The following is a 21,613-nucleotide window of genomic DNA, read 5'->3' on the forward strand; positions in this document are numbered from 1 at the left end:
GCTTATTGCGAGGCCTTGGTCTTGGCTGGCTTCGGCGGCTTGGTCGGTTTTGGCGTTGGCGTTGCTGCCGCTGCGGCTGGTGCCGGCGTCGGTGTTGCCTTGGCTGCCGGAGCTTTGCTGGCAGGCGCCGGTGTTTTGGTGGCCGCTGCCGCAGCAGCAGTGGTAGCGCCACTGACCGCGATATCGCTCTTGATCTTGTTGTAAGTGCCTTCCTTGATGCCTGGCACTTTCATGATATCTTCGGGAGCCTTGAACGGGCCGGTTTTGGTGCGATAGTCGATAATGGCCTGAGCTTTGGAAGGGCCGATACCGTTAAGGGATTCGAGTTGCTCCAGAGTTGCATTGTTGATATTGACTGCAGCAAACGCGGAACCCATCAGCATGAATACGCTGAGAAGCGCGACGAACCATTTCTTCATGAAAGACTCCTTGATTGGTGTGTTGATTGCGAGACCACCGTCTTGTTTTAGCAGACTGTGATGCCAAACGCCCACGTATGCTGCATGAAGTGTTAGCAATCTGTCAGCCTGAAGCAGGTTTATGTTTGATATAACTCCTGGCCAATCGGTCGAACATTACGAAAACTTTCCCGTCGGTTCAATGCTGTTGCCGCGCCGCTATCGCAAGGCGGTAGCCAGCGTTTACCACTTTGCCCGCCACGCTGATGATCTGGCGGATGAGGGCGATGCCACACCGGCAGAACGCTTGCAGGCACTGGCTGCTTGCCGGGCGGAACTGGCCCGCATTGAGCGCGGTGAAACACCACAAACGGCGCGTTATCAGGCGCTGGCAACTACGATTACCCAGTACCAGATTCCGCTTGGTCTTTGCGGCGATCTGCTGACCGCATTTGAACAAGACGTCGTCAAAACCCGTTACGCGGATTTTGGCGAGCTGGTGCAGTATTGCCGGCATTCGGCCAATCCGGTCGGGCGGATATTGCTGCATATCTTTGGCGCAGCAACGCCCACGCATCTGGCGCAATCCGATGGCATTTGCACTGCGCTGCAATTGATCAATTTCTGGCAAGACGTGGCCGTGGATTGGCAAAAAGGGCGCGTTTATATCCCGCAGGCCGATTTGCAGCGTTTTGGCGTCACCGAGGCCATGATTGCCCAGCAAACGTCAGATGTGGCGTGGCGAAGATTGATGGCGTTTCAGGTGGATCGTACCCGGCGCATGCTCAAGGGCGGCTCGCCACTGGCGATGGCTTTGCCTGGCCGGATTGGCCTGGAGTTACGGCTGACTGTGTTGGGCGGCGATGCGGTGCTGGAAAAACTCAAGCGCAGCGACTACGACATGTTCCGCCAGCGGCCCAAATTGGGTGCCACCGACTGGCCTGGTTTGCTCTGGCGCGCATTGCGCAAGCGTTGAGCAACAGTGCAAGCCTGCCGTAGCAGCAGGCTTGGCTGACGTGCTTATTCGACCAGATCATCCAGCGTGACAGGATCGCTGGCGTTCTCGGCCGCTGAAGCTTTGGCGGCGGCCGGGGCGCTGGCCGCAGGTTTGCTGGCTACCGGCGCGCTCGCTTTTGCGGGGGCCGATGCTTTGGGATGAGGGGGCAGGTAGAGCGGACCCTTGAAGCCGCAGGCGGTCAAGGATACCAGCGCAATACAACCTAACAGAGCGCGCATGAGTGGGGGCTTTGGTGGCAAAATCGCGATATTACCATGCAAGAACATGACCATGACTGAATCCGAATTCCTGAATCTTTCCGACACCATTCTCGATCGCATCGAAGCTGCTTGTGACGATGCCACTGCGGATATTGACCCACAGCGCCAGGGTAACGTGCTGGAACTTGAGTTTGAAGATGGCAGCAAAATCATCGTCAATCGCCACGTACCCAATCAAGAGTTGTGGATCGCCGCCAAACACGGTGGTTTTCATTACCGCATGCAAAATGGTCAATGGCGCAACACCCGCGACGATGGCGAATTCTTTGCCGATCTGGCCGCCGCCATCACCTTGCACGGTGGTGAAGAATTCCATTTTGGGGAGTCGTAAGCCTTCTGGACAGACTCATGCCCACCCTGGCGCAAGTGGCCGGGGGCATGAATGAGGATGTGCCTTGCGTTGCATGACTTTACGAAACGGAGTGCTGGTTGCGGCGCTGGCGGGTTTGCTGGCGCTGCCGGTCGTGCGTGCCGATACCGGCAATCTGCCCAATCTTGGTGAGGACTCCCGCCAGGGCCTGACACCCACTCAGGAGCGGCTGATCGGAGAGGCGGCGATGCTGGAAATTCGCCGCAGCGGCGATATGCTGGATGATGCCGAATTAACGGATTACATCAATCAGATCGGCCGTCGGCTGGTGGAAGCCAACGGTAGCAATATCCCGTTCACGTTTTTTATCGTGCGCGATGGCTCCATTAACGCTTTTGCCTTGCCTGGCGGCTTTGTCGGCGTCTTCACCGGGCTGATTGCCACCACCCAGCATGAATCCGAACTCGCCGCGGTCATGGCGCATGAGATCTCACACGTTACCCAGCACCATCTGGCACGCATGATTGACTCCCAGCGCATGACGCCGTGGATCACGCTGGCGGCGTTGGGGTTGGCGATTCTGGCGGCGCACGGCGGCGCGGGTGATATTGGCGTGGCAGCTGCGGCGGGTACGTCGGGGTATCTGATCCAGCGGCAACTCGACTTCACCTATGCCTATGAACAAGAGGCCGATCGCATAGGCATGCAAACACTGCTTGCTTCCGGATTTGATCCCTACGCCATGCCGACCTTTTTTGGCCGCATGCAAAAGGCCAATCGTTTGCTGGAATTCAGTGCGCCTGAATTCCTGCGTACCCATCCGGTGACCTACCGCCGTATTGCCGAAGCAGAAGACCGGCTGGCCGACGTGCGTTACAAGCAAGTCCTTGATTCAGCGGACTATCTGTATTTGCGTGAGCGCGCCATTGTGCTGCAGTCGGACGACCTTAAAGCCACCGTCCAGCGTTACCGCAGCACGCTGGCAGAAAAACGCTACCTCAATCTGGGGGCTCATTTATATGGTTTGGCGTTTGCCCAAGCCCGCGTTGGCGATTACGACAATGCCTGGCAAACTTTGCTGCGTGTCCGGGAGGTCTATGGCAAGCCCGAGTCGCACCCGGTGCTGGAATATCTGGCTGGCTCTATCCGGCTGGAGCAACAGAAATATGACGACGCGCTAACGCTCTTTCGCGATGCGGAACGGCATTTCCCCGCCAGTCGGGCGCTGATTTATGGCGAAGTGGATGCGTTAACGCGTGCAAGGCGATATGACGAAGCGCTGGCGGCTATTCAGACGGCAGGGGTGATGGATGCCGCGTTGTACCAACGGCAGGCAAAAATCTATGAAGCCACTGGCCAGGCACAGCGCCAGCATATGGCTCAGGGCGAGTATTACGCCTTTCAGCATGAATACACCGCCGCCATTGAACAATTCCAGATTGCGCAGCGCCAGCCTGGTGCCGACTTTTATCAGCTATCCGGGATCGACGCGCGTTTGAAAGAATTGCAGGTACTGGTCGCCGACCGCAAAGAGCTGAGGGCGCAGTAACTGCAACGGCTCAGGTGGGCTGATTCGGTGGGTTGGTCGCGCTGCCCGGCAGCTTTTGGCGCAGGATATTGAGGTACACTGACGGATCAGGCGGCAAGCCGTAGCGTTGCGCCTGCCACAGCATTTCACCCAGGCCTTCCATCATCCAGTGCTGCGCGTCGTGCTCGTTGCCCGCCACTTTGCACAACTCTCCATATAGCGCGCGAATGCCAAAGGGCTGATCAATGGAAAGTTGTTCCTCGATAGCCAGATGCATGCTGATATGCAGAAAAGGATTGGTTTCGCCGTATTCCACCGGCCAGTCCTGGTCCAGATAATCCGGCATCAAAAAATGGTGGTATTCCGGGTGGCGCAGCAGAACCGCCGCCGTCATCTTCTCCAGATCCGTCATTGGCTCAAGGCCGGGGATCTGGTGTTTGCGCCATGATTCGATCATGAAGTGGCGCGCTTCATCGCGGGATGGATTAAACAGCATCAGGATTCGGGCTTTATTCGCATTTTTCAGAATTACACAGCCAGATTGTCACCCAGCCCATGTGTGGCAGGAAAGCACTATCTGGCAACGCACGGAGAAACACCATGTCCAGTCTTTACGGGATTCATGTCGACGACATTCAGGGTAACGATGTCGCCATGGAGCGCTTTCGCGGCCAGGTGCTGCTGATTGTGAATGTCGCCAGCCGCTGCGGCTTCACTCCTCAATATGAGGGCCTGCAGGCCATTTACCAGCGCTTTCATGACAAAGGCCTGCAAGTGCTGGGCTTTCCCTGCAACCAGTTTGGCGCGCAAGAGCCTGGTGAAGATGCAGAAATCCTCGATTTTTGCTCCACCAGCTTTGGCGTGCAGTTCCCGATGTTTTCCAAGGTGGATGTCAACGGCAGCGGGGCACATCCGCTGTATCAGTTTCTGAAATCCGAGCATCCGGGGCTATTGGGCACCGAGTCGATCAAATGGAACTTCACCAAGTTCCTGGTTGATCGGGAAGGCAATGTGGTCGACCGTTATGCGCCTACCGCCACGCCAGAGTCGCTGGTGGCCGATATCGAAAAACTGCTGTAACAAGGTTTAAACACGCGCGGATGTCATTGATCGCAAAGGCTTTAATGGCCCATTGCGCGGTGATGTCGGGGTGCTCCTGCATTTGTCCTAACGCATTGAAATGTTGAAGTAAAACGCGTTTCGCGATAGAATCCGGAAAATTTTGTGCAGACGAACGGGCCAGGGAAACCTGTCCCGTTTTTCTACGTATAGGGGAGCCTGAACGGCCCGAAAACCCCGCCCATACTGGCCGGGTGGGCGGGCGTTGCTACAGACTCCCGCACCGATTCTCATATCTGCGGGCGCAATGCCCAGGAGCCGCCAGTGTCCAAACCTGCTTTACTTGCGCTTGCCGACGGCACCCTGTTTCACGGTACATCGATTGGCGCTGATGGCGAAACCATCGGCGAAGTGGTTTTCAATACCGCGATGACCGGTTACCAGGAAATTCTGACCGACCCATCCTACTGTCGTCAGATCGTTACCCTGACTTATCCTCATATTGGCAACTACGGTGTGAATCCGGAAGACGTGGAAAGCCGTGGCGTGTTTGCTGCCGGTTTGATCATCCGCGATCTGCCTTTGCTGCATTCGAACTTCCGCGCTTCGATGAGCCTGGGCGAGTATCTGGTCAAACACAATGTGGTGGCCATTGCCGATATCGATACCCGCAAGCTGACCCGTATCCTGCGTGAGAAGGGCGCTCAGCCTGGCTGTATCGTGAGCGGCGACAACATTGACGCCGCCGCTGCCGTAGAAAAAGCCAAGTCGTTTGGCTCGATGGCTGGCCAGGATCTGGCCAAGGTCGTGAGCGCTACCGAGCGCTACGAGTGGACTACGGCAGAGTGGAAACTGGGCGTGGGTTACACCGTTCAGTCCAACCCGAAGTTCAAGGTCGTGGCCTATGACTTCGGCGTCAAACACAACATCCTGCGCATGCTGGCCGAACGGGGCTGTGAGCTGACTGTGGTGCCGGCACAAACCCCGGCTGCCGATGTTTTGGCGATGAATCCGGATGGTGTGTTTCTGTCCAACGGCCCTGGCGATCCAGAGCCATGTGATTACGCGATCGAAGCCATTCAGGTGTTCCTGGAAAAAAGCATTCCGACCTTTGGTATCTGTCTGGGCCATCAGTTGCTGGGTCTGGCCACTGGCGGCAAGACCAGCAAGATGAAGTTTGGTCACCACGGTGCCAACCATCCGGTGCAGGATCTGGATACCGGTCACGTGATGATCACCAGCCAGAATCATGGCTTCCAGGTTGATGAAACCAGCCTGCCTGCCAACGTGCGCGTGACTCACCGTTCCTTGTTTGATGGCACCGTGCAAGGCATTGCGCTGACCGACCGCCCGGCCTACAGCTTCCAGGGTCACCCGGAAGCCAGCCCAGGCCCGCACGACGTAGCGTATCTGTTTGATCGCTTCATCAAAATGATGGAAGAACACCGACGTTAAGCAGTGTATGCGGCGTGCCCGGCGCGCCTTCACTTCTTCTCGTCATCACAGGTAGCAAGCAATGCCAAAACGTACAGACATTAAAAGCATTCTCATTATTGGCGCTGGCCCGATCATCATCGGCCAGGCGTGCGAATTCGATTATTCCGGCGCGCAGGCATGTAAAGCCCTGCGTGAAGAGGGTTACAAGGTTATTCTGGTCAACAGCAATCCGGCCACGATCATGACCGACCCGAACATGGCCGACGTGACTTACATCGAGCCTATTACCTGGCAAGTGGTCGAGAAAATCATCGACAAGGAACGCCCGGATGCGATCCTGCCGACCATGGGTGGTCAGACTGCGCTGAACTGTGCACTGGATCTGTGGCGCAACGGTGTGCTGGACAAGTACAAGGTCGAGCTGATTGGTGCCACGCCAGAAGCCATCGACAAGGCTGAAGATCGCCAGAAATTCAAAGCGGCAATGGACAAGATCGGCCTTGGTTCTGCCAAGTCTGCCATTGCCCACACGCTGGAAGAAGCGCTCGCCGCCCAAGCCAATCTGGGCTTTCCGTCGATCATTCGGCCATCGTTTACCATGGGTGGTTCGGGCGGCGGTATCGCTTATAACATCCAGGAATTCATCGAAATCTGTACCCGCGGTCTGGATTTGTCGCCGACCAAAGAGCTGCTGATTGAAGAGTCGCTGCTGGGCTGGAAAGAATACGAGATGGAAGTGGTGCGTGACCGCGCCGACAACTGCATTATCGTGTGCTCCATTGAGAACCTGGACCCGATGGGCGTGCATACCGGTGACTCGATCACCGTCGCCCCGGCGCAAACGCTGACCGACAAGGAATACCAGATCATGCGTAACGCATCGATCGCGGTATTGCGCGAGATCGGTGTGGATACCGGCGGTTCTAACGTGCAGTTCTCGGTCAACCCGGCAGATGGTCGTTTGATCGTGATCGAAATGAATCCGCGCGTATCGCGTTCGTCGGCGCTGGCTTCCAAGGCGACCGGCTTCCCGATCGCCAAGATCGCTGCCAAACTGGCCGTGGGTTACACGCTGGACGAGCTGAAGAATGAAATCACCGGCGGCAAGACCCCGGCTTCGTTCGAGCCGTCTATCGATTACGTGGTTACCAAGATTCCGCGTTTTGCGTTTGAGAAATTCCCGCAAGCCAATGACCGCCTGACCACACAAATGAAGTCGGTCGGCGAAGTGATGGCGATTGGCCGCACTCAGCAAGAGTCGCTGCAAAAAGCATTGCGTGGCCTCGAAACCGGCATGTCCGGCTTTGACGAACTCACCACTGATCGCGCGAAGATTGAGTCTGAAATTGCCTCGCCTGGCCCGGAGCGCCTCTGGTACGTGGCTGATGCATTCCGCGTCGGCATGAGTCTGGATGAAATTCACAATCTGTCGAAGATTGACCCGTGGTTCCTGGTACAGATTGAAGACTTGCTGAAAGACGAAGCCGCGCTGCGTGGCCGTACTCTGGAAAGCCTGACTGGCGCTGATCTGCGCAAACTGAAGCGTAAAGGCTTCTCGGATCGTCGCATCGGTGCTTTGTTGGGCACTGACCAGAACGCCGTGCGCCGTGCGCGTCATGCTGCTGGTGTGCGCCCGGTGTACAAGCGCGTGGATACGTGTGCGGCTGAGTTCTCCACTAACACCGCGTACATGTACTCCAGCTATGACGAAGAGTGCGAAGCCAACCCCACCGACAAGAAGAAAGTTATGGTGCTGGGTGGCGGTCCGAACCGCATCGGCCAGGGTATCGAGTTTGACTACTGTTGCGTGCACGCCGCACTGGCGCTGAGCGAAGATGGTTATGAAACCATCATGGTCAACTGTAATCCGGAAACCGTTTCTACCGATTACGACACGTCTGATCGTCTCTACTTTGAACCGCTGACACTGGAAGACGTGCTGGAAGTCGTGGCCGTTGAAAAACCGGTTGGCGTGATCGTGCAATACGGTGGTCAGACTCCGCTGAAACTGGCGCGGGCGCTGGAAGCCAACGGCGTGCCGATTGTCGGTACCAGCCCGGATATGATCGACGCCGCAGAAGACCGCGAGCGCTTCCAGAAACTGCTGCAGGATCTGGCATTGCGCCAGCCGCCTAACGCCACCGCGCGTAACGAGAAAGACGCGCTGGTGCTGGCTGCTAACCTCGGTTATCCGCTGGTAGTGCGCCCGTCTTACGTGCTGGGCGGTCGCGCCATGCGCATCGTGCACTCTGAGGACGATCTGGCCCGCTATATGCGTGAGGCGGTGAAGGTCTCCAACGACAGCCCGGTGCTGCTGGATCGCTTCCTGAATGACGCGATTGAAGTGGACGTAGATGCCATCTCCGACGGCGAAGAAGTGCTGATCGGCGGCATCATGGAGCACATCGAACAAGCTGGCGTGCACTCCGGTGACTCGGCTTGCTCGCTGCCACCGTATTCGCTCAGCAAAGAGCTGCAAGACGAACTGCGTCGCCAGACCGTGGCGATGGCCAAAGCACTGAACGTGATCGGCCTGATGAACGTGCAGTTTGCGATCCAGGGCAAAGGCGCGGAAGCCACAGTATTTGTACTGGAAGTAAACCCACGCGCTTCGCGGACCGTGCCGTATGTGTCCAAGGCCACCAGCCTGCCGCTGGCCAAGATCGCTGCCCGCTGCATGATGGGGCAGACCCTTGCCAGCCAAGGCGTGACCAAAGAAGTGATCCCGCCGTATTACTCGGTGAAAGAGGCGGTGTTCCCGTTCGTGAAATTCCCCGGCGTGGATACCATCCTTGGGCCGGAAATGAAGTCGACCGGTGAAGTCATGGGCGTAGGCGAGACTTTTGCCGAGGCCTTTGTGAAGTCGCAACTGGCCGCCAGCATCGTGCTGCCGACATCAGGCAATGTGTTTATCTCGGTGAAAGAGAGCGACAAGCCCGTGGCCGTGGAGTGCGCGCGCGTATTGGTGCAATTGGGCTTCAAGATCATTGCTACCAAGGGCACGGCTTTGGCGCTGGAAGAGGCTGGCGTGGAAGTGACGCCAGTCAACAAGGTGACTGAAGGCCGTCCGCACATCGTGGACATGATCGTGAATAGCGAGATCGCCATGATCGTGAATACGGTGGAAGAGCGTCGTCAGGCGATTCAGGATAGTTACTCCATCCGCCACGAAGCGCTCAAGGCCAAACTGCCGGTGTACACCACCATCGCGGGCGCGCGTGCAGCATGTATCGGCATGCGTGATCTGGGCGAGGTGAAGGTTTACGACCTGCAGGGCTTGCACCGTTTGCTTAAAGCCTGATACCTTATTACCTGCAACGCCACAACCGCCGCCCTTTCTGCAAAGGGCGGCGGTTGTGCTTTTATTGTCTGGCCGCGAGACCTTCAACCTGGTTTGCAAGGCGGCGCCGCACTGGAAAACCAGGCCTCTTGGGCCGCAGGAGAACAAGAAATGATCAAAGTCCCGCTGACCGTTGTCGGTGCGGAAAAACTGAAGGCAGAGTTGCAACGTCTGAAAAGCGTTGACCGCCCTGAAGTCATTGCCGCCATTGCCGAAGCCCGTTCACACGGCGATTTGTCGGAAAACGCAGAATATGATGCTGCCAAGGAAAAACAATCCTTTGTAGAAGGCCGTATTGCCGATCTGGAAAGCAAAATTTCCAACGCGCAAGTGATTGACCCTGCTTCGCTGGCGCAAACCGCAGAAGGCCGCGTGGTGTTTGGCGCAACAGTTGACCTGGAAGACCTGGAAGCCGGTGGCAACGTCACTTACCAGATCGTGGGTGACGATGAAGCCAATCTGAAAGACGGCAAGATTTCCGTCTCCAGCCCGATTGCCCGCGCGCTGATCGGCAAATATGCCGGTGATGTCGCTGAAGTTGTAGCGCCTGGTGGCATCCGCGAATATGAAGTGCTGGATGTGAAGTATCTGTAAGGCTTGGCGAGCGCGGGTCGAGGTATAAGGCCCGCTCTGCGTTTTACCTGCACCACGTGCTGGCTATCCCTCGTACCTAACCCCTCACTTCTCGTAGAAAAAAATGGGTAACGGACTCAAAAACGTACTGACCGTATTGTGGATTGGTGGCCTGTGGATTGTGGGGCTGCTGGTGTTGCCATTGTTGTTTTTGACGCTGGATGCCAGTCATGGGTTCGCGCCGGTGCTGGCGGCCAAGATATTGCACGCCATGGGCTGGGTTGGGATTGTGGCTGGCGTATATCTGCTGATCTATCGCATCTGGTTTGATGGATTGCGGGCGTTCCAGACTGGCGCGTTCTGGCTGCTGATTGGCATGCTGGTATGCACACTGGTCAACCAGTTTGCCATCTTCCCGATTCTGGCCGGGGTGAAATCAAAACTGAGCGAGAGCGCTGTCGGCGTGTTTGGTGGTGGTTTTGCCAACTGGCATACCATTTCTACCGCTATCTATGCGGTGCAGGCATTGTTTGGCTTGGTCTACGTCTGGAAGATGGACAACAAATAAGCGGGTAGGGCGGGAAGGGTGAAGCGCGGGGTAAAACCTGGTGTATTTGCCCGGCAAGCCAGAGTGGGGAGGGCGGTGAATCTCGCGCCGTTACCCCACTCCTCAAGCATTACTTGGCTTTTTTGGCCTTCGGCAGCACGATGCGGGTGCGTTCTGCATCTGCCTGACGATAGATGATCAACAGCTTGCCCAGATGCTGTACTGCCGATGCACCCAAGTCTTTGCAGATTTGTTCCAGGTATTGCACGCGGGCTTCGCGATCATCACCCAGCACACGAACCTTGATCAGTTCATGCGCATCCAGATTGAGCGCAATCTCACGGATCACGGCATCGGTCAGGCCGTTGTTACCGATCATCACGACCGGATTAAGATGATGGGCAAGGCCACGCAAATAGCGGCGCTGATCCGGAGTAAGTTCCATTTTTGATTTAATACCTTGAATAAACAGGCGATTGTACCGGATGGCACGGACCAAGACCAGCAATGCATGGTTGCAAGAACATGTGAATGACCAGTATGTGCAGATGGCGCAAAAGGATGGCTATCGCGCCCGTGCTGCATATAAGCTGCTGGAAATAAACGATAAAGATCAGCTGATCAAACCCGGGATGTGGGTGGCTGACCTGGGCGCTGCCCCCGGAAGCTGGTCGCAAGTCGCGGCGCGGATCGTTGGTAATAGCGGAAGGGTCTTTGCGCTGGACATCCTGGAAATGGGATTTATTCCAGGCGTTGATTTCATTCAGGGCGATTTTCGCGAAGAATCGGTACTGAAGGCATATAGTGATTTGCTCGGAGATCGTCAGGTAGACCTTGTGATTTGCGATATGGCCCCAAATATCACTGGGACGGCGGTGACCGATCAAGCCCGTTCCATGTATCTGTGTGAGCTTGCTCTGGAATTTGCTCAAAATCATTTGAAACCAGGTGGCCATTTCCTGGTCAAGGTATTCCAGGGTTATGGCTATAACGAATATATGACCGCAATGCGTGACACTTTTGCCACAGTGGTAACGCGTAAACCGAAAGCTTCGCGTGACCGTAGCGCGGAAATGTATCTGCTTGGCAAGCAAAAAAAGGATTGAGCGGTTAGAATTCCGCTGTGCAGCAAGCATTTATGCGACAGGAGCAAGGTGTGCGCCCTTGTGTGGTTCCTGCTTCGTTACCCGGTTAAAGGGCTTGGGAAATGAATAATTTAGGTAAGAATATCGCCATCTGGCTGATCATTGGTTTGGTCCTGATGACGGTCTTCAATCAATTTACCAAACGCCAGGACACAGTCGGCCAAGTGCCGTACTCGCAGTTCATGGCGGATGTGGAAGCTGATCGTGTCTCCAGTGTGGAGATCGAAGGCTATCCACTGCGTGGTCAATGGATTCGCGGCAAGCGCAATGACGGCTCCGCGTTCTCCACTTACGCGCCGTTCGATTTCCGCCTCGTTGATACGCTGATCAAGCACAACGTGAAGTTTGCGGCCAAGCCGGAAGAAGAGCAGGGCTTCCTGACGCAGCTGTTTATTTCGTGGTTCCCGATGCTGTTGCTGATTGGCGTCTGGGTCTTCTTCATGCGACAGATGCAAGGCGGTGGCAAAGGCGGGGCGTTCAGCTTCGGCAAATCCCGCGCCCGCATGCTGGATGAATCCAACAATTCGGTGACATTTGCTGATGTCGCCGGTTGCGATGAAGCCAAAGAAGAAGTTGCTGAAATTGTTGATTACCTGCGTGATCCAACCAAATACCAGAGCCTGGGTGGCCGTATGCCACGCGGTATCTTGATGGTGGGGTCGCCCGGTACCGGTAAAACGCTGCTGGCCAAGGCCATTGCTGGCGAAGCCAAGGTGCCGTTCTTCTCGATTTCCGGTTCGGATTTCGTTGAAATGTTTGTCGGTGTGGGTGCGGCTCGCGTTCGCGACATGTTCGAAAACGCCAAGAAAAACGCCCCTTGTATCATTTTCATCGATGAAATCGACGCCGTTGGTCGCCAGCGTGGCGCCGGCATGGGCGGCGGTAACGATGAACGTGAACAAACACTGAACCAGATGCTGGTTGAGATGGACGGTTTTGAAGGCAACTCCGGCGTGATCGTGATTGCTGCGACCAACCGTCCAGATGTACTGGACCCGGCTTTGCTGCGTCCGGGCCGGTTCGATCGTCAGGTTGTGGTTTCGCTGCCGGATATCCGTGGTCGCGAACAGATTCTTGGCGTGCACATGCGCAAGGTGCCGATCTCCAATGACGTCGAGCCGAGTGTGCTGGCTCGCGGTACTCCGGGTATGTCCGGGGCCGATCTGGCCAACCTGGTGAACGAAGCCGCGCTGTTTGCCGCTCGCCGTAACAAACGCCTGGTCGATATGGATGACTTTGAGTCGGCCAAGGACAAGATCATGATGGGCGCGGAGCGCCGCACCATGGTTATGTCGGAAGAAGAAAAGCGCAACACGGCTTACCACGAATCCGGTCATGCGGTGGTGGCAGAGCTGTTGCCCAAGGCCGATCCGGTGCACAAGGTCACCATCATTCCGCGTGGTCGTGCGCTGGGTGTGACCATGCAACTGCCGGAAGAAGACCGTTATGCTTATGACCGTGAATACCTGCTGAACCGCATTGCCATTTTGTTTGGTGGCCGGATCGCAGAAGAAGTGTTCATGAACCAGATGACCACCGGTGCGTCGAACGACTTTGAGCGTGCTACGCAAATGGCGCGCGACATGGTGACCCGCTACGGTATGAGCGACAAGCTCGGTCCGATGGTTTATGGCGAGAACGAAGGCGAAGTGTTCCTTGGTCGTTCGGTAACCACGCACAAGAGCGTGTCGGAAACTACCATGCAGCAAGTCGATGGCGAAATCCGCCGCATTATCGACGAGCAATATGCATTGGCGCGCAATCTGTTGGAGACCAATCGTGACAAGGTTGAAGCGATGACGCGTGCGCTGCTCGATTGGGAAACCATCGATGCCGAGCAGATCGAAGACATCATGCAAGGTCGCGATCCGCGCCCACCAAAATCGCCACCAACCCGGCCAACAGCGCCGTCCGGTGACCGTCCAAGTGGTGATGCTCCGGCAGCGACGACAACCCCGGCTACTGAAGCCTGATTGTCAGCAAGTAATACCAAAGCGGCCACATTGTGGCCGCTTTTTTCTTCTGTAGCGTGGCAAAGCAAAGGTTCTGATTGAATTGTCTTTTGCGCGCATGCCCGGAGTTCCAATGCACAGTTTGCAGTGTGGCCGCTTTACTCTGACGCTCGATCGCCCCCAAGTCATGGGCATCTTGAACGTGACGCCCGATTCGTTTTCTGATGGTGGCAGTTTCGATACCTGTTCCAAAGCCGTTGCGCATGCGGAGACGCTGGTAAGCCAGGGCGCGGACATCATTGATATCGGCGGCGAATCGACGCGCCCCGGTGCTGAGTTGGTCAGCATCGAAGACGAAATTGCCCGCGTGGTGCCGGTTATTGCCGCGCTGAAGTCGCTGAATGTGCCTCTGTCCATTGATACCCGGCGCCCGGCCGTAATGTTGGCCGCGCTGGATGCCGGTGTTGACCTCATCAACGACATCGCCGCGCTGGAAGGTGAGGGCGCGCTGCGAGTGGCGGCCAAAGGCAACGTGGCTGTCTGTCTGATGCATATGAAGGGCGAGCCGCGCACCATGCAGGTCGCGCCAGAATATGACGACGTGGTGGCTGAAGTTACCAGCTATCTGGCAACTCGCCGGGACGAGGCTGAGCAAGCCGGCATTGAACGCAGTCGCATCCTGCTGGATCCGGGTTTCGGTTTTGGCAAAAACCTGGCGCACAACATCGCGTTATTTAACGCCATGCCGCAAATGCGCGAGGCGCTCGGCTGTCCCTTGCTGATTGGCGTATCGCGTAAATCCATGCTGGGTCAAATCACCGGCCGGGTCGTGAGCGACCGCATGGCAGCCAGTGTGGCGGCGGCGTTACTCGCTGCGCAAAAGGGTGCGGCCATCGTGCGGGTGCATGATGTCAGGGAAACTGTGGATGCGCTGAAAATCTGGCAAGCCTTACAATGAGCGCGGCTTTTTGCTTAACGGTTGGTTAATTTCAGGATTCAGAAATGGGACGCAAATATTTCGGTACGGATGGTGTGCGTGGCTTGGTTGGGGAGTATCCGATTACCCCGGAATTTGCCATGAAGCTGGGTTACGCCGCTGGCCGGGTGCTCGCTACAACCGAACGCCGCCAAAGCGGTGACCATGCTGCGGTCCTGATTGGTAAAGACACCCGGGTTTCAGGTTACATGCTGGAAGCCGCCCTGCAAGCGGGTTTGAACGCCGCGGGTGTGGATGTGCATGTGACCGGGCCGCTGCCTACGCCGGGCGTCGCTTATTTGACTCGCGCATTGCGTTTGTCCGCGGGCGTAGTGATCTCTGCGTCGCACAATCCTTACTATGATAACGGCATCAAGTTCTTTGGTGCTGGTGGCAAAAAGCTGCCGGATGACGTCGAGCAGGCCATTGAAGAGGCTATCGACGACGCGCAACCTTGCGTCGGCTCCAAAACGCTAGGTAAAGCCTGGCGCGTGGGTGATGCATCTGGCCGCTATATCGAATTCTGCAAATCAACCTTCCCCAACGAATTTGACCTGCGTGGCCTCAAACTCGTGGTCGATTGTGCCCACGGCGCAACCTACCAGGTAGCGCCTCACGTATTCCACGAGCTGGGTGCCGAAGTCATTACCATCGGCGATAAGCCCAATGGCTACAACATCAACGAAAACTGCGGTGCCACGCACGTTGAGTTGCTGCGCAAAACCGTACTGGCCGAAGGCGCCGATTACGGTATCGCGCTGGACGGTGACGGCGACCGGCTCATCATGGTGGATGGCGATGGTTCCATCATCGATGGCGACTTGCTGATCTATGTACTGGCCCGTTATCGCGCCGAGCAGGGCTCGCTGCGTGGTGGCGTGGTCGGCACACTCATGACTAACCTCGGGGTCGAGAACGGCCTGAAAGCCGCTGGAATCGCCTTTGAACGTGCCAAGGTGGGCGATCGCTATGTGCTGGAGCGCCTGCAAGCTAATGGCTGGGTGTTGGGCGGCGAAGGTTCCGGTCATATTTTGAGCCTGGATAGGCACACCACGGGCGACGGCATTGTTTCGGCGTTGCAAGTGCTGGAAGCGCTGATCGAGCAAGGCAAGACACTCAGCGCCTTCCGCGATGAACTGACCTTGTCGACGCAGGTGCTCAAGAATGTGCGCATCGGCAAGGGTTTCCAGGTCAGTTCTTCGCCTTCAATTCGCGAAGCGGTGCAGAAGGCGGAAGCCGCAATGGGTAGCCAGGGGCGTGTACTGTTGCGTCCTTCGGGCACCGAACCGCTGGTTCGTGTCATGGTCGAACACGTTGATGCCGGTGCCGCCGAGCAATGGGCTGAGTCGATTGCCGCTGTAGTCACCAACGAAGCGAGCGCAGACTGATCCAGTTGTGATGTGTATCGGGCAGAAGGCTCGTTTCTTCTGGTAGCGACAAAAGAAAAAGCCCGCTTTTGCGGGCTTTTTCTTGTCTGACGGTCAACTGCCAGAATGTGTTCAACCAGTAATCAACCGAATTTACCGGTGATATAGTCTTCGGTCGCTTTCTTGGTTGGTGTGGTGAAGATGGTGTCGGTTTCGCCCACTTCGACCAGTTCGCCCAGGTACATATAAGCGGTGTAGTCCGAAACGCGCGCTGCTTGCTGCATGTTGTGGGTCACAATCGCGATGGTGTAATCGCGCTTGAGTTCGTGCACCAGTTCTTCGATATGCGCAGTGGAGATCGGGTCCAGCGCGGAAGTTGGTTCATCCAGCAGCAGCACTTCTGGCTTCACGGCAATGGCGCGGGCGATACACAGACGCTGTTGCTGACCACCCGACAGGCCCAGGCCCGACTGGCGCAGCTTGTCTTTGGCTTCATTCCACAGCGCAGCCTTGGACAATGCCCATTCCACCCGATCATCCATCTCGGATTTGGAGAGGTTGTCGTACAGCTTCACGCCAAACGCGATGTTGTCGTAAATCGACATCGGGAAGGGCGTTGGCTTCTGGAACACCATGCCCACCTTGGCGCGCAGCATGTTCAGGTCAACGCCACGATCCAGCACGTTGTTGCCATTCATGATGATCTCGCCCTCGGCGCGCAGCTTCGGGTAAAGCTCATACATGCGGTTAAAGGTGCGCAGCAGCGTGGATTTGCCGCAACCCGAAGGGCCGATAAAGGCGGTGACTTTGCCTTCGCGGATATTCAGATTGATGTTTTTCAGCGCGTGATAGTTGCCGTAATAGAAATTCAGATTATTGACGGCGAGTTTGATCTTGGTTTCTGCGGTCATGCTGGAGTCCTGAAGTCGCATTTTCGTTTCGTCCCTGCGGCTTAGTGTTGTTGCTGGGGTTTGATCAGCGTACGGGCGATCACGTTCATCGCCAGTACAAACAGGCCAATCAGCAAACTGCCGGCCCATGCCAGGTTATGCCAGTCTTCGTACGGGCTCATTGCGAACTGGAAGATCACCACTGGCAAGTTGGCCATTGGCTGGTTCATGTTGCTGTAGAACTGGTTGTTAAGCGAAGTAAACAGCAGCGGCGCGGTTTCACCCACGATGCGGGCCACGGCCAGCAGTACGCCGGTGACCACACCAGCTTTGGCGGCGCGCAGAGTGACCAGCAGAGTCATTTTCCATTGCGGTGCACCCAGCGCGTAGGCTGCTTCACGCATGCTGTGCGGAACCAGGCGCAACATGCTTTCGGTAGTGCGTACCACCACCGGAATAACCAGAATGGCCAGCGCAAACGAACCGGCCCAACCCGAGAAGTGCCCTGTCTTGACCACGTAGACTTCGTACATGAACAAGCCGATCACAATCGACGGCGCGGATAGCAGAATGTCATTGATAAAGCGGGTTACCGGAGCCAGCCAGCCACGATCGCCAAACTCGGCCAGATAGGTGCCGGCCAGAATGCCAATCGGCGTACCCACCAGCGTGCCAGTCAACGACATCAGCAAGCTGCCCAGAATCGCATTGGACAAGCCGCCTGCGCTGCCCGGGGCAGGTGTGGTTTGCGTGAACAGTGTGAGTGCCAGGCCTCCAAAACCGTTCTTGAACAGCGTGTAGAGAATCCAGGCCAGCCAGAACAGACCAAACAACATGGCAGCAACTGACAGGGCGAGGCTCAGTACGTTGACAATGCGTCGGCGAATATAAGTAGACGACATGTTCGCTCCGCTCAGGAAGATTTGCCTTCTGCGCGTTGCATGCGCAGAAGCATCAGCTTGGAAATCGTCAGCACCACAAAGGTGATGAAGAACAGCAACAGGCCCAGGAAAATCAGGCTGCTGGTATGCAGTACGGTGGTCGCTTCGGTGAACTCATTGGCCAGTGTGGCCGAGATCGAGGTCGAAGGATCAAACAGGCTGTGGATGGGTTGCTGTGCGTTACCAATCACAAAGGTGATCGCCATGGTTTCACCCAAGGCACGGCCCAGACCAAGCATCACACCGCCGACCACACCGTTACGGGTATAGGGCAGAACCACGTTCCAGACGACTTCCCAAGTGGTGCCGCCAAGGCCGTAGGCGGATTCCTTGAGCATCGGTGGGACGACTTCAAACACGTCGCGCATGACTGACGATACATACGGAATGACCATCACCGACAGGATCAAACCGGCGGTCAGCATACCGATACCCATGGGTGGACCGTCGAACAAGCCGCCAATCAACGGCAGGCCGGCGCTATGTTCGGCCAGCCACGGTTGCACGTTGTCGGCAAACCACGGTGCGAATACAAACAGACCCCACATGCCGTAAATGATCGATGGCACGCCAGCGAGCAGTTCGATGGCAATGCCCAACGGGCGGCGCAGCCATACGGGTGAGAGTTCGGTCAGGAAAATCGCAATGCCAAAGCTCACCGGCACGCCGATCAACAAGGCAATGAAAGAAGAGAGCAGGGTGCCGCGGATTGAGTTCCAGCCACCGAATTTTTCAGTGACGGGGTTCCAGTCGGTACCAGTGATAAAGCCGAAGCCATACTCTTTGATCGCCGGCCAGGCGCCGATCAGGAGCGAAAGAATGATGCCCGCCAACAGGACGAGCACAAAAAAAGCAAAAAAGCGGGTAGTGCCGCGGAATATACGGTCTTGCAGCATTTGCTGCCGCAGCCGCTGTTCTTGTGAAGTCATCTGCTTCTCCGGGGTCGGCGTAACAACAACAGGAGCCAACCCGGCTCCTGTTGTTTGTGGCGCGTACTCAGGGTGCATTTTATCGTTCATGCCAGTCCCTTGTACTTATTATGCCGTTAGCCGTCTTACTTCCAGACTGGCGCGTTGCTGTTGTCGGTGATTTGCTTCCACGACGAGCGGATCACGTCCTTGACGTCGTTTGGCATTGGCACATAGTCCAGGCCCGAAGCAGTCTGGTCGCCATTGGCGTAGGACCAATCAAAGAACTTCAACACTTCTTTGCCTTGTTCCGGCTTGTCTTGTTTCTTTTGCATCAGGGCAAACGTGGCACCGGTGATTGGCCATGCGGTCTTGCCGGCTTGTTCGGTCAGGATCACATAGAAGCCAGGTGCGCTCTTCCAGTCGGCGCCAGCAGCAGCAGCCTTGAATGCAGCTTCAGTCGGTGCAACAAACTCACCCGACTTGTTCTGCAGGTTGATGTAGTTCATCTTGTTCTGCTTGGCGTACGCGTATTCCACGTAGCCAATCGCGCCCTTGATGCGCTGAACGTATTGAGCAACACCTTCGTTACCCTTGCCACCTACACCGCTCGGCCATTGCACGGTTGCATCTTCGCCAACCTTGCTCTTCCAGTCGGCGTTAACCTTGGACAGGTAGTTGGTGAAAATGAAGGTCGTGCCGGAACCGTCAGCGCGGTGAACCACGGTGATGGCTGAATCAGGCAGTTTTGCAGTCGGGTTCAGCTTGGCAATGGCCGGGTCATTCCACTTCTTGATCTTGCCCAGGAAAATGTCAGCCAGTACGGAGCCGTTCAACTTCAGGTCACCGCCTTTGATGCCAACCAGATTGGCAACCGGCACCACACCGCCCATTGCTACCGGGAACTGTACCAGGCCAGCCTTATCCAGCTCTTCTTGCTTGAGCGGCTTGTCGGAAGCGCCAAAGTCAACAGTCTTGGCCTGGATTTGCTTGATACCGCCGCCCGAACCGATGGACTGATAGTTCAGACCTACGCCAGTCTTGGCCTTGTAGGTTTCTGCCCATTTGGCAGCCAGCGGGTAAATAAAGGTAGAACCAGCGCCGGTGATATCGGCAGCCATGGCTTGAGCAGTAAAGAGGCCAGCAGTCAGGCCCAGCGATACGAGCACTTTGCGCCCATATGTCATGATGTTTTTCTCCGGTTGAGCAACGACGGGTACCATTCCCGACTCGGCGGCATCCTAGACCTGAAGTGTTTCCGAAATATTACAAGTCGGTGTCACATTACTCCCATGGATGCAGGAGTAATCTCAGGTGAATGATATTAAAGAGAAATGTTGTTTTGATGTAACTGGCACCTGCATGAAAATCCGACAACCAGTCGACTCCCGCATACAACGGGCTGCAACAAACCGACGCCCGACCCAGTCTGATACATGAGTATTAGTGATGCTGCGGCGTGGCGGATGACTCATTCACCGCGGCATGTCGCCAAATGACTGTTAATCCAGTGTTTCATGCCGCCCGCCAGGTTTGACGCACCCTACGCGCGCGGCCTACAATCGCGTTCTTTTGCAAACCACATTGGTATGTGGCATGGCCAAGCAACTGGTAGTTGGTAACTGGAAAATGCACGGCAGCGTCGGGCAAGTGCGCTCGGTGGTGCCAGAGCTGGCAAGAGCTGAACTCGGCTCCAATGTCTCGATTTGCATGCCTTATCCTTATTTGTCGCTAGCCAAGTCCTTGCTGGTGGATACCCCGGTGCAACTGGGGGCACAGGATTTGTGCGAATTTCATATTGGTGCATACACCGGCGAAGTCTCAGCCGCGATGCTGGCGGACGTAGGGTGTGAACTGGTGATCATTGGTCACTCCGAGCGCCGCACTTATTTTGGTGAGACCAGTGAAACAGCCGCGCGCAAGGTTCGCGCAGCGCTGGATGCCGGTTTGCTGCCAATCTACTGCGTTGGCGAAAGCCAGGCACAGCGTGATCAAGGCGTGGCGCGCGATGTCATTGCCGATGAGCTGAAAGTATTGTCTGGCGTGCCAACAAGTTTGTATGCGGTCGCGTACGAACCGATGTGGGCAGTGGGTACCGGCGTAACGGCTGCACCTGAACAAATCGCAGAAATGCATGCGTTCATCAAGCAGACGTTAAGTCAGCATACCTGCGTGCTATATGGCGGAAGTGTAAAGGGAAACAACGCCGCAGCCATCATGGGAGTCGATGGCGTGGACGGGGTTCTGGTTGGGGGTGCGGCGCTTTCGGCGACCGAATTTTTGCGGATTTGCCGCGCTGCACATTAATGCAAATGTAATCCTTGCGCAGGGTCAACAGCGTTGTAATGACCTTGCCTTTGATTGCAAAAATACCACGGCGGCGCTAGAATTCGCGCCGCGTTGATGAGAAAAGATGGAACTTCTTAAAAGCCTCGTTTTGATTGTGAATGTGTTGTCTGCACTGACGACAATCGTTCTCGTCCTGATGCAGCACGGCAAAGGTGCGGACATGGGTGCAGCCTTCGGTAGCGGTTCGGCTGGCAGCTTGTTCGGCTCTTCCGGTTCGGCGAACTTTTTGAGCCGTAGTACCGCTGTGCTGGCAACTGTCTTTTTCGCAAGCAGCCTTGCTCTGGTCATGCTGACTTCGCCAAGCCGGTCTTCCGAGTTGGGCGTGATGGGCGATGTTAAGGCTGTGGCTTCGGCGCCTGCAACGGCATCCGTGCCAGCGCAAAGCAAGATCCCTGAATAATCGCTGCCCGGTTATTGTTCAGGTGTTGTACCAGGCCGACATGGTGGAATTGGTAGACACGCTATCTTGAGGGGGTAGTGGCTGCGGCCGTGAGAGTTCGAGTCTCTCTGTCGGCACCAAGGATTCGGAAAAACGCCGGGGCAACAATCCCGGCGTTTTTTCCTGTATGAAATCAGTGCTTCTTTGCGTTGATCAAGTAAATCGGGCCTGCTGGC

Annotated in this window: 22 protein-coding genes and 1 tRNA gene; 15 read left to right on the forward strand and 8 right to left on the reverse strand. The window is 56.2% G+C overall.

Annotation, left to right across the window (positions count from 1 at the left end):
- Positions 1 to 2: 2 nt before the first annotated feature.
- On the reverse strand, positions 3 to 419 hold the full coding sequence (locus P4L78_RS11385) for a ComEA family DNA-binding protein (protein ID WP_283150270.1): 417 nt from the start codon (positions 417 to 419) through the stop codon (positions 3 to 5).
- 121 nt (positions 420 to 540) lie between these two features.
- Here P4L78_RS11385 and hpnC point away from each other — a divergent pair, with 121 nt between their 5' ends.
- On the forward strand, positions 541 to 1,374 hold the full coding sequence (gene hpnC / locus P4L78_RS11390; RefSeq protein ID WP_309328205.1) for a squalene synthase HpnC: 834 nt from the start codon (positions 541 to 543) through the stop codon (positions 1,372 to 1,374).
- Between the two features lie 44 nt (positions 1,375 to 1,418).
- Here the strand turns inward: hpnC and P4L78_RS11395 are convergent, their stop codons facing one another.
- On the reverse strand, positions 1,419 to 1,634 hold the full coding sequence (locus P4L78_RS11395) for an LPS translocon maturation chaperone LptM (RefSeq protein WP_283150268.1): 216 nt from the start codon (positions 1,632 to 1,634) through the stop codon (positions 1,419 to 1,421).
- 52 nt (positions 1,635 to 1,686) lie between these two features.
- On the opposite strand from P4L78_RS11395, the gene cyaY reads away from it, so the two are divergent.
- On the forward strand, positions 1,687 to 2,007 hold the full coding sequence (cyaY, locus tag P4L78_RS11400; RefSeq protein WP_309328207.1) for an iron donor protein CyaY: 321 nt from the start codon (positions 1,687 to 1,689) through the stop codon (positions 2,005 to 2,007).
- A 73-nt stretch (positions 2,008 to 2,080) separates the two neighbouring features.
- On the forward strand, positions 2,081 to 3,535 hold the full coding sequence (locus P4L78_RS11405) for a M48 family metalloprotease (protein ID WP_309328209.1): 1,455 nt from the start codon (positions 2,081 to 2,083) through the stop codon (positions 3,533 to 3,535).
- Positions 3,536 to 3,545: 10 nt separating this feature from the next.
- Here the strand turns inward: P4L78_RS11405 and P4L78_RS11410 are convergent, their stop codons facing one another.
- Entirely contained in the window at positions 3,546 to 4,010 is a 465-nt protein-coding gene (locus P4L78_RS11410) for a DUF1841 family protein (protein WP_309328210.1), read from the reverse strand.
- A 104-nt stretch (positions 4,011 to 4,114) separates the two neighbouring features.
- Between P4L78_RS11410 and P4L78_RS11415 the strand changes: the two genes are divergently transcribed.
- The 5 genes from P4L78_RS11415 (at position 4,115) to P4L78_RS11435 (ending at position 10,491) form a co-directional block, all read left to right on the forward strand.
- Positions 4,115 to 4,594, forward strand: coding sequence for a glutathione peroxidase (locus P4L78_RS11415; protein WP_283150264.1), 480 nt, complete (start codon positions 4,115 to 4,117; stop codon positions 4,592 to 4,594).
- Positions 4,595 to 4,897: 303 nt separating this feature from the next.
- The gene (carA, locus tag P4L78_RS11420) at positions 4,898 to 6,028 is read left to right on the forward strand and encodes a glutamine-hydrolyzing carbamoyl-phosphate synthase small subunit (RefSeq protein ID WP_283150263.1); all 1,131 of its coding nucleotides are present in this window, start codon (positions 4,898 to 4,900) and stop codon (positions 6,026 to 6,028) included.
- 61 nt (positions 6,029 to 6,089) lie between these two features.
- Positions 6,090 to 9,311 (forward strand): carbamoyl-phosphate synthase large subunit, encoded by a 3,222-nt coding sequence (carB, locus tag P4L78_RS11425; protein WP_283150262.1) that lies wholly within the window; start codon positions 6,090 to 6,092, stop codon positions 9,309 to 9,311.
- Between the two features lie 150 nt (positions 9,312 to 9,461).
- On the forward strand, positions 9,462 to 9,944 hold the full coding sequence (gene greA / locus P4L78_RS11430) for a transcription elongation factor GreA (RefSeq protein WP_283150261.1): 483 nt from the start codon (positions 9,462 to 9,464) through the stop codon (positions 9,942 to 9,944).
- A 103-nt stretch (positions 9,945 to 10,047) separates the two neighbouring features.
- Positions 10,048 to 10,491 carry a DUF4149 domain-containing protein gene (locus P4L78_RS11435; protein WP_309328211.1) on the forward strand — a complete coding sequence of 148 codons (444 nt, stop codon included), beginning with the start codon at positions 10,048 to 10,050 and terminating at the stop codon, positions 10,489 to 10,491.
- Positions 10,492 to 10,600: 109 nt separating this feature from the next.
- Here P4L78_RS11435 and yhbY read toward each other — a convergent pair whose 3' ends face one another.
- Positions 10,601 to 10,915, reverse strand: a complete 315-nt coding sequence (gene yhbY / locus P4L78_RS11440; protein ID WP_283150259.1) for a ribosome assembly RNA-binding protein YhbY — start codon at positions 10,913 to 10,915, stop codon at positions 10,601 to 10,603.
- Between the two features lie 40 nt (positions 10,916 to 10,955).
- Here yhbY and rlmE point away from each other — a divergent pair, with 40 nt between their 5' ends.
- The 4 genes from rlmE (at position 10,956) to glmM (ending at position 15,931) form a co-directional block, all read left to right on the forward strand.
- Positions 10,956 to 11,576 (forward strand): 23S rRNA (uridine(2552)-2'-O)-methyltransferase RlmE, encoded by a 621-nt coding sequence (gene rlmE, locus P4L78_RS11445; RefSeq protein WP_283150258.1) that lies wholly within the window; start codon positions 10,956 to 10,958, stop codon positions 11,574 to 11,576.
- A 101-nt stretch (positions 11,577 to 11,677) separates the two neighbouring features.
- Positions 11,678 to 13,588, forward strand: coding sequence for an ATP-dependent zinc metalloprotease FtsH (ftsH, locus tag P4L78_RS11450; RefSeq protein WP_283150257.1), 1,911 nt, complete (start codon positions 11,678 to 11,680; stop codon positions 13,586 to 13,588).
- A gap of 112 nt (positions 13,589 to 13,700) precedes the next feature.
- Positions 13,701 to 14,525 (forward strand): dihydropteroate synthase, encoded by an 825-nt coding sequence (gene folP / locus P4L78_RS11455; RefSeq protein ID WP_309328212.1) that lies wholly within the window; start codon positions 13,701 to 13,703, stop codon positions 14,523 to 14,525.
- 44 nt (positions 14,526 to 14,569) lie between these two features.
- The gene (gene glmM, locus P4L78_RS11460; protein ID WP_283150255.1) at positions 14,570 to 15,931 is read left to right on the forward strand and encodes a phosphoglucosamine mutase; all 1,362 of its coding nucleotides are present in this window, start codon (positions 14,570 to 14,572) and stop codon (positions 15,929 to 15,931) included.
- Between the two features lie 122 nt (positions 15,932 to 16,053).
- On the opposite strand, the gene pstB is transcribed toward glmM, so the two are convergent.
- The 4 genes from pstB to pstS all read right to left on the reverse strand — a co-directional run bounded on the left by pstB (position 16,054) and on the right by pstS (position 19,836).
- Complete coding sequence (pstB, locus tag P4L78_RS11465; RefSeq protein WP_283150254.1) at positions 16,054 to 16,821, reverse strand: phosphate ABC transporter ATP-binding protein PstB; 768 nt, start codon at positions 16,819 to 16,821, stop codon at positions 16,054 to 16,056.
- 41 nt (positions 16,822 to 16,862) lie between these two features.
- Positions 16,863 to 17,702: a phosphate ABC transporter permease PstA gene (gene pstA / locus P4L78_RS11470; RefSeq protein WP_283150253.1), complete on the reverse strand. Its 840-nt coding sequence runs from the start codon at positions 17,700 to 17,702 to the stop codon at positions 16,863 to 16,865.
- An 11-nt stretch (positions 17,703 to 17,713) separates the two neighbouring features.
- The gene (gene pstC / locus P4L78_RS11475) at positions 17,714 to 18,670 is read right to left on the reverse strand and encodes a phosphate ABC transporter permease subunit PstC (RefSeq protein WP_283150252.1); all 957 of its coding nucleotides are present in this window, start codon (positions 18,668 to 18,670) and stop codon (positions 17,714 to 17,716) included.
- 125 nt (positions 18,671 to 18,795) lie between these two features.
- Positions 18,796 to 19,836 (reverse strand): phosphate ABC transporter substrate-binding protein PstS, encoded by a 1,041-nt coding sequence (gene pstS / locus P4L78_RS11480; RefSeq protein ID WP_283150251.1) that lies wholly within the window; start codon positions 19,834 to 19,836, stop codon positions 18,796 to 18,798.
- Positions 19,837 to 20,245: 409 nt separating this feature from the next.
- On the opposite strand from pstS, the gene tpiA reads away from it, so the two are divergent.
- From tpiA to P4L78_RS11495, 3 genes are all read left to right on the forward strand, one after another.
- On the forward strand, positions 20,246 to 20,956 hold the full coding sequence (gene tpiA, locus P4L78_RS11485; RefSeq protein ID WP_283150250.1) for a triose-phosphate isomerase: 711 nt from the start codon (positions 20,246 to 20,248) through the stop codon (positions 20,954 to 20,956).
- Positions 20,957 to 21,062: 106 nt separating this feature from the next.
- Positions 21,063 to 21,398 carry a preprotein translocase subunit SecG gene (gene secG / locus P4L78_RS11490; RefSeq protein WP_283150249.1) on the forward strand — a complete coding sequence of 112 codons (336 nt, stop codon included), beginning with the start codon at positions 21,063 to 21,065 and terminating at the stop codon, positions 21,396 to 21,398.
- A gap of 34 nt (positions 21,399 to 21,432) precedes the next feature.
- A tRNA-Leu gene (locus P4L78_RS11495) sits at positions 21,433 to 21,517 on the forward strand.
- The last annotated feature ends 96 nt before the right edge of the window (positions 21,518 to 21,613 follow it).

Origin of the sequence: Silvimonas sp. (genome assembly GCF_031291215.1) — a bacterium.
Classification (GTDB): Bacteria; Pseudomonadota; Gammaproteobacteria; order Burkholderiales; family Chitinibacteraceae; genus Silvimonas; species Silvimonas soli.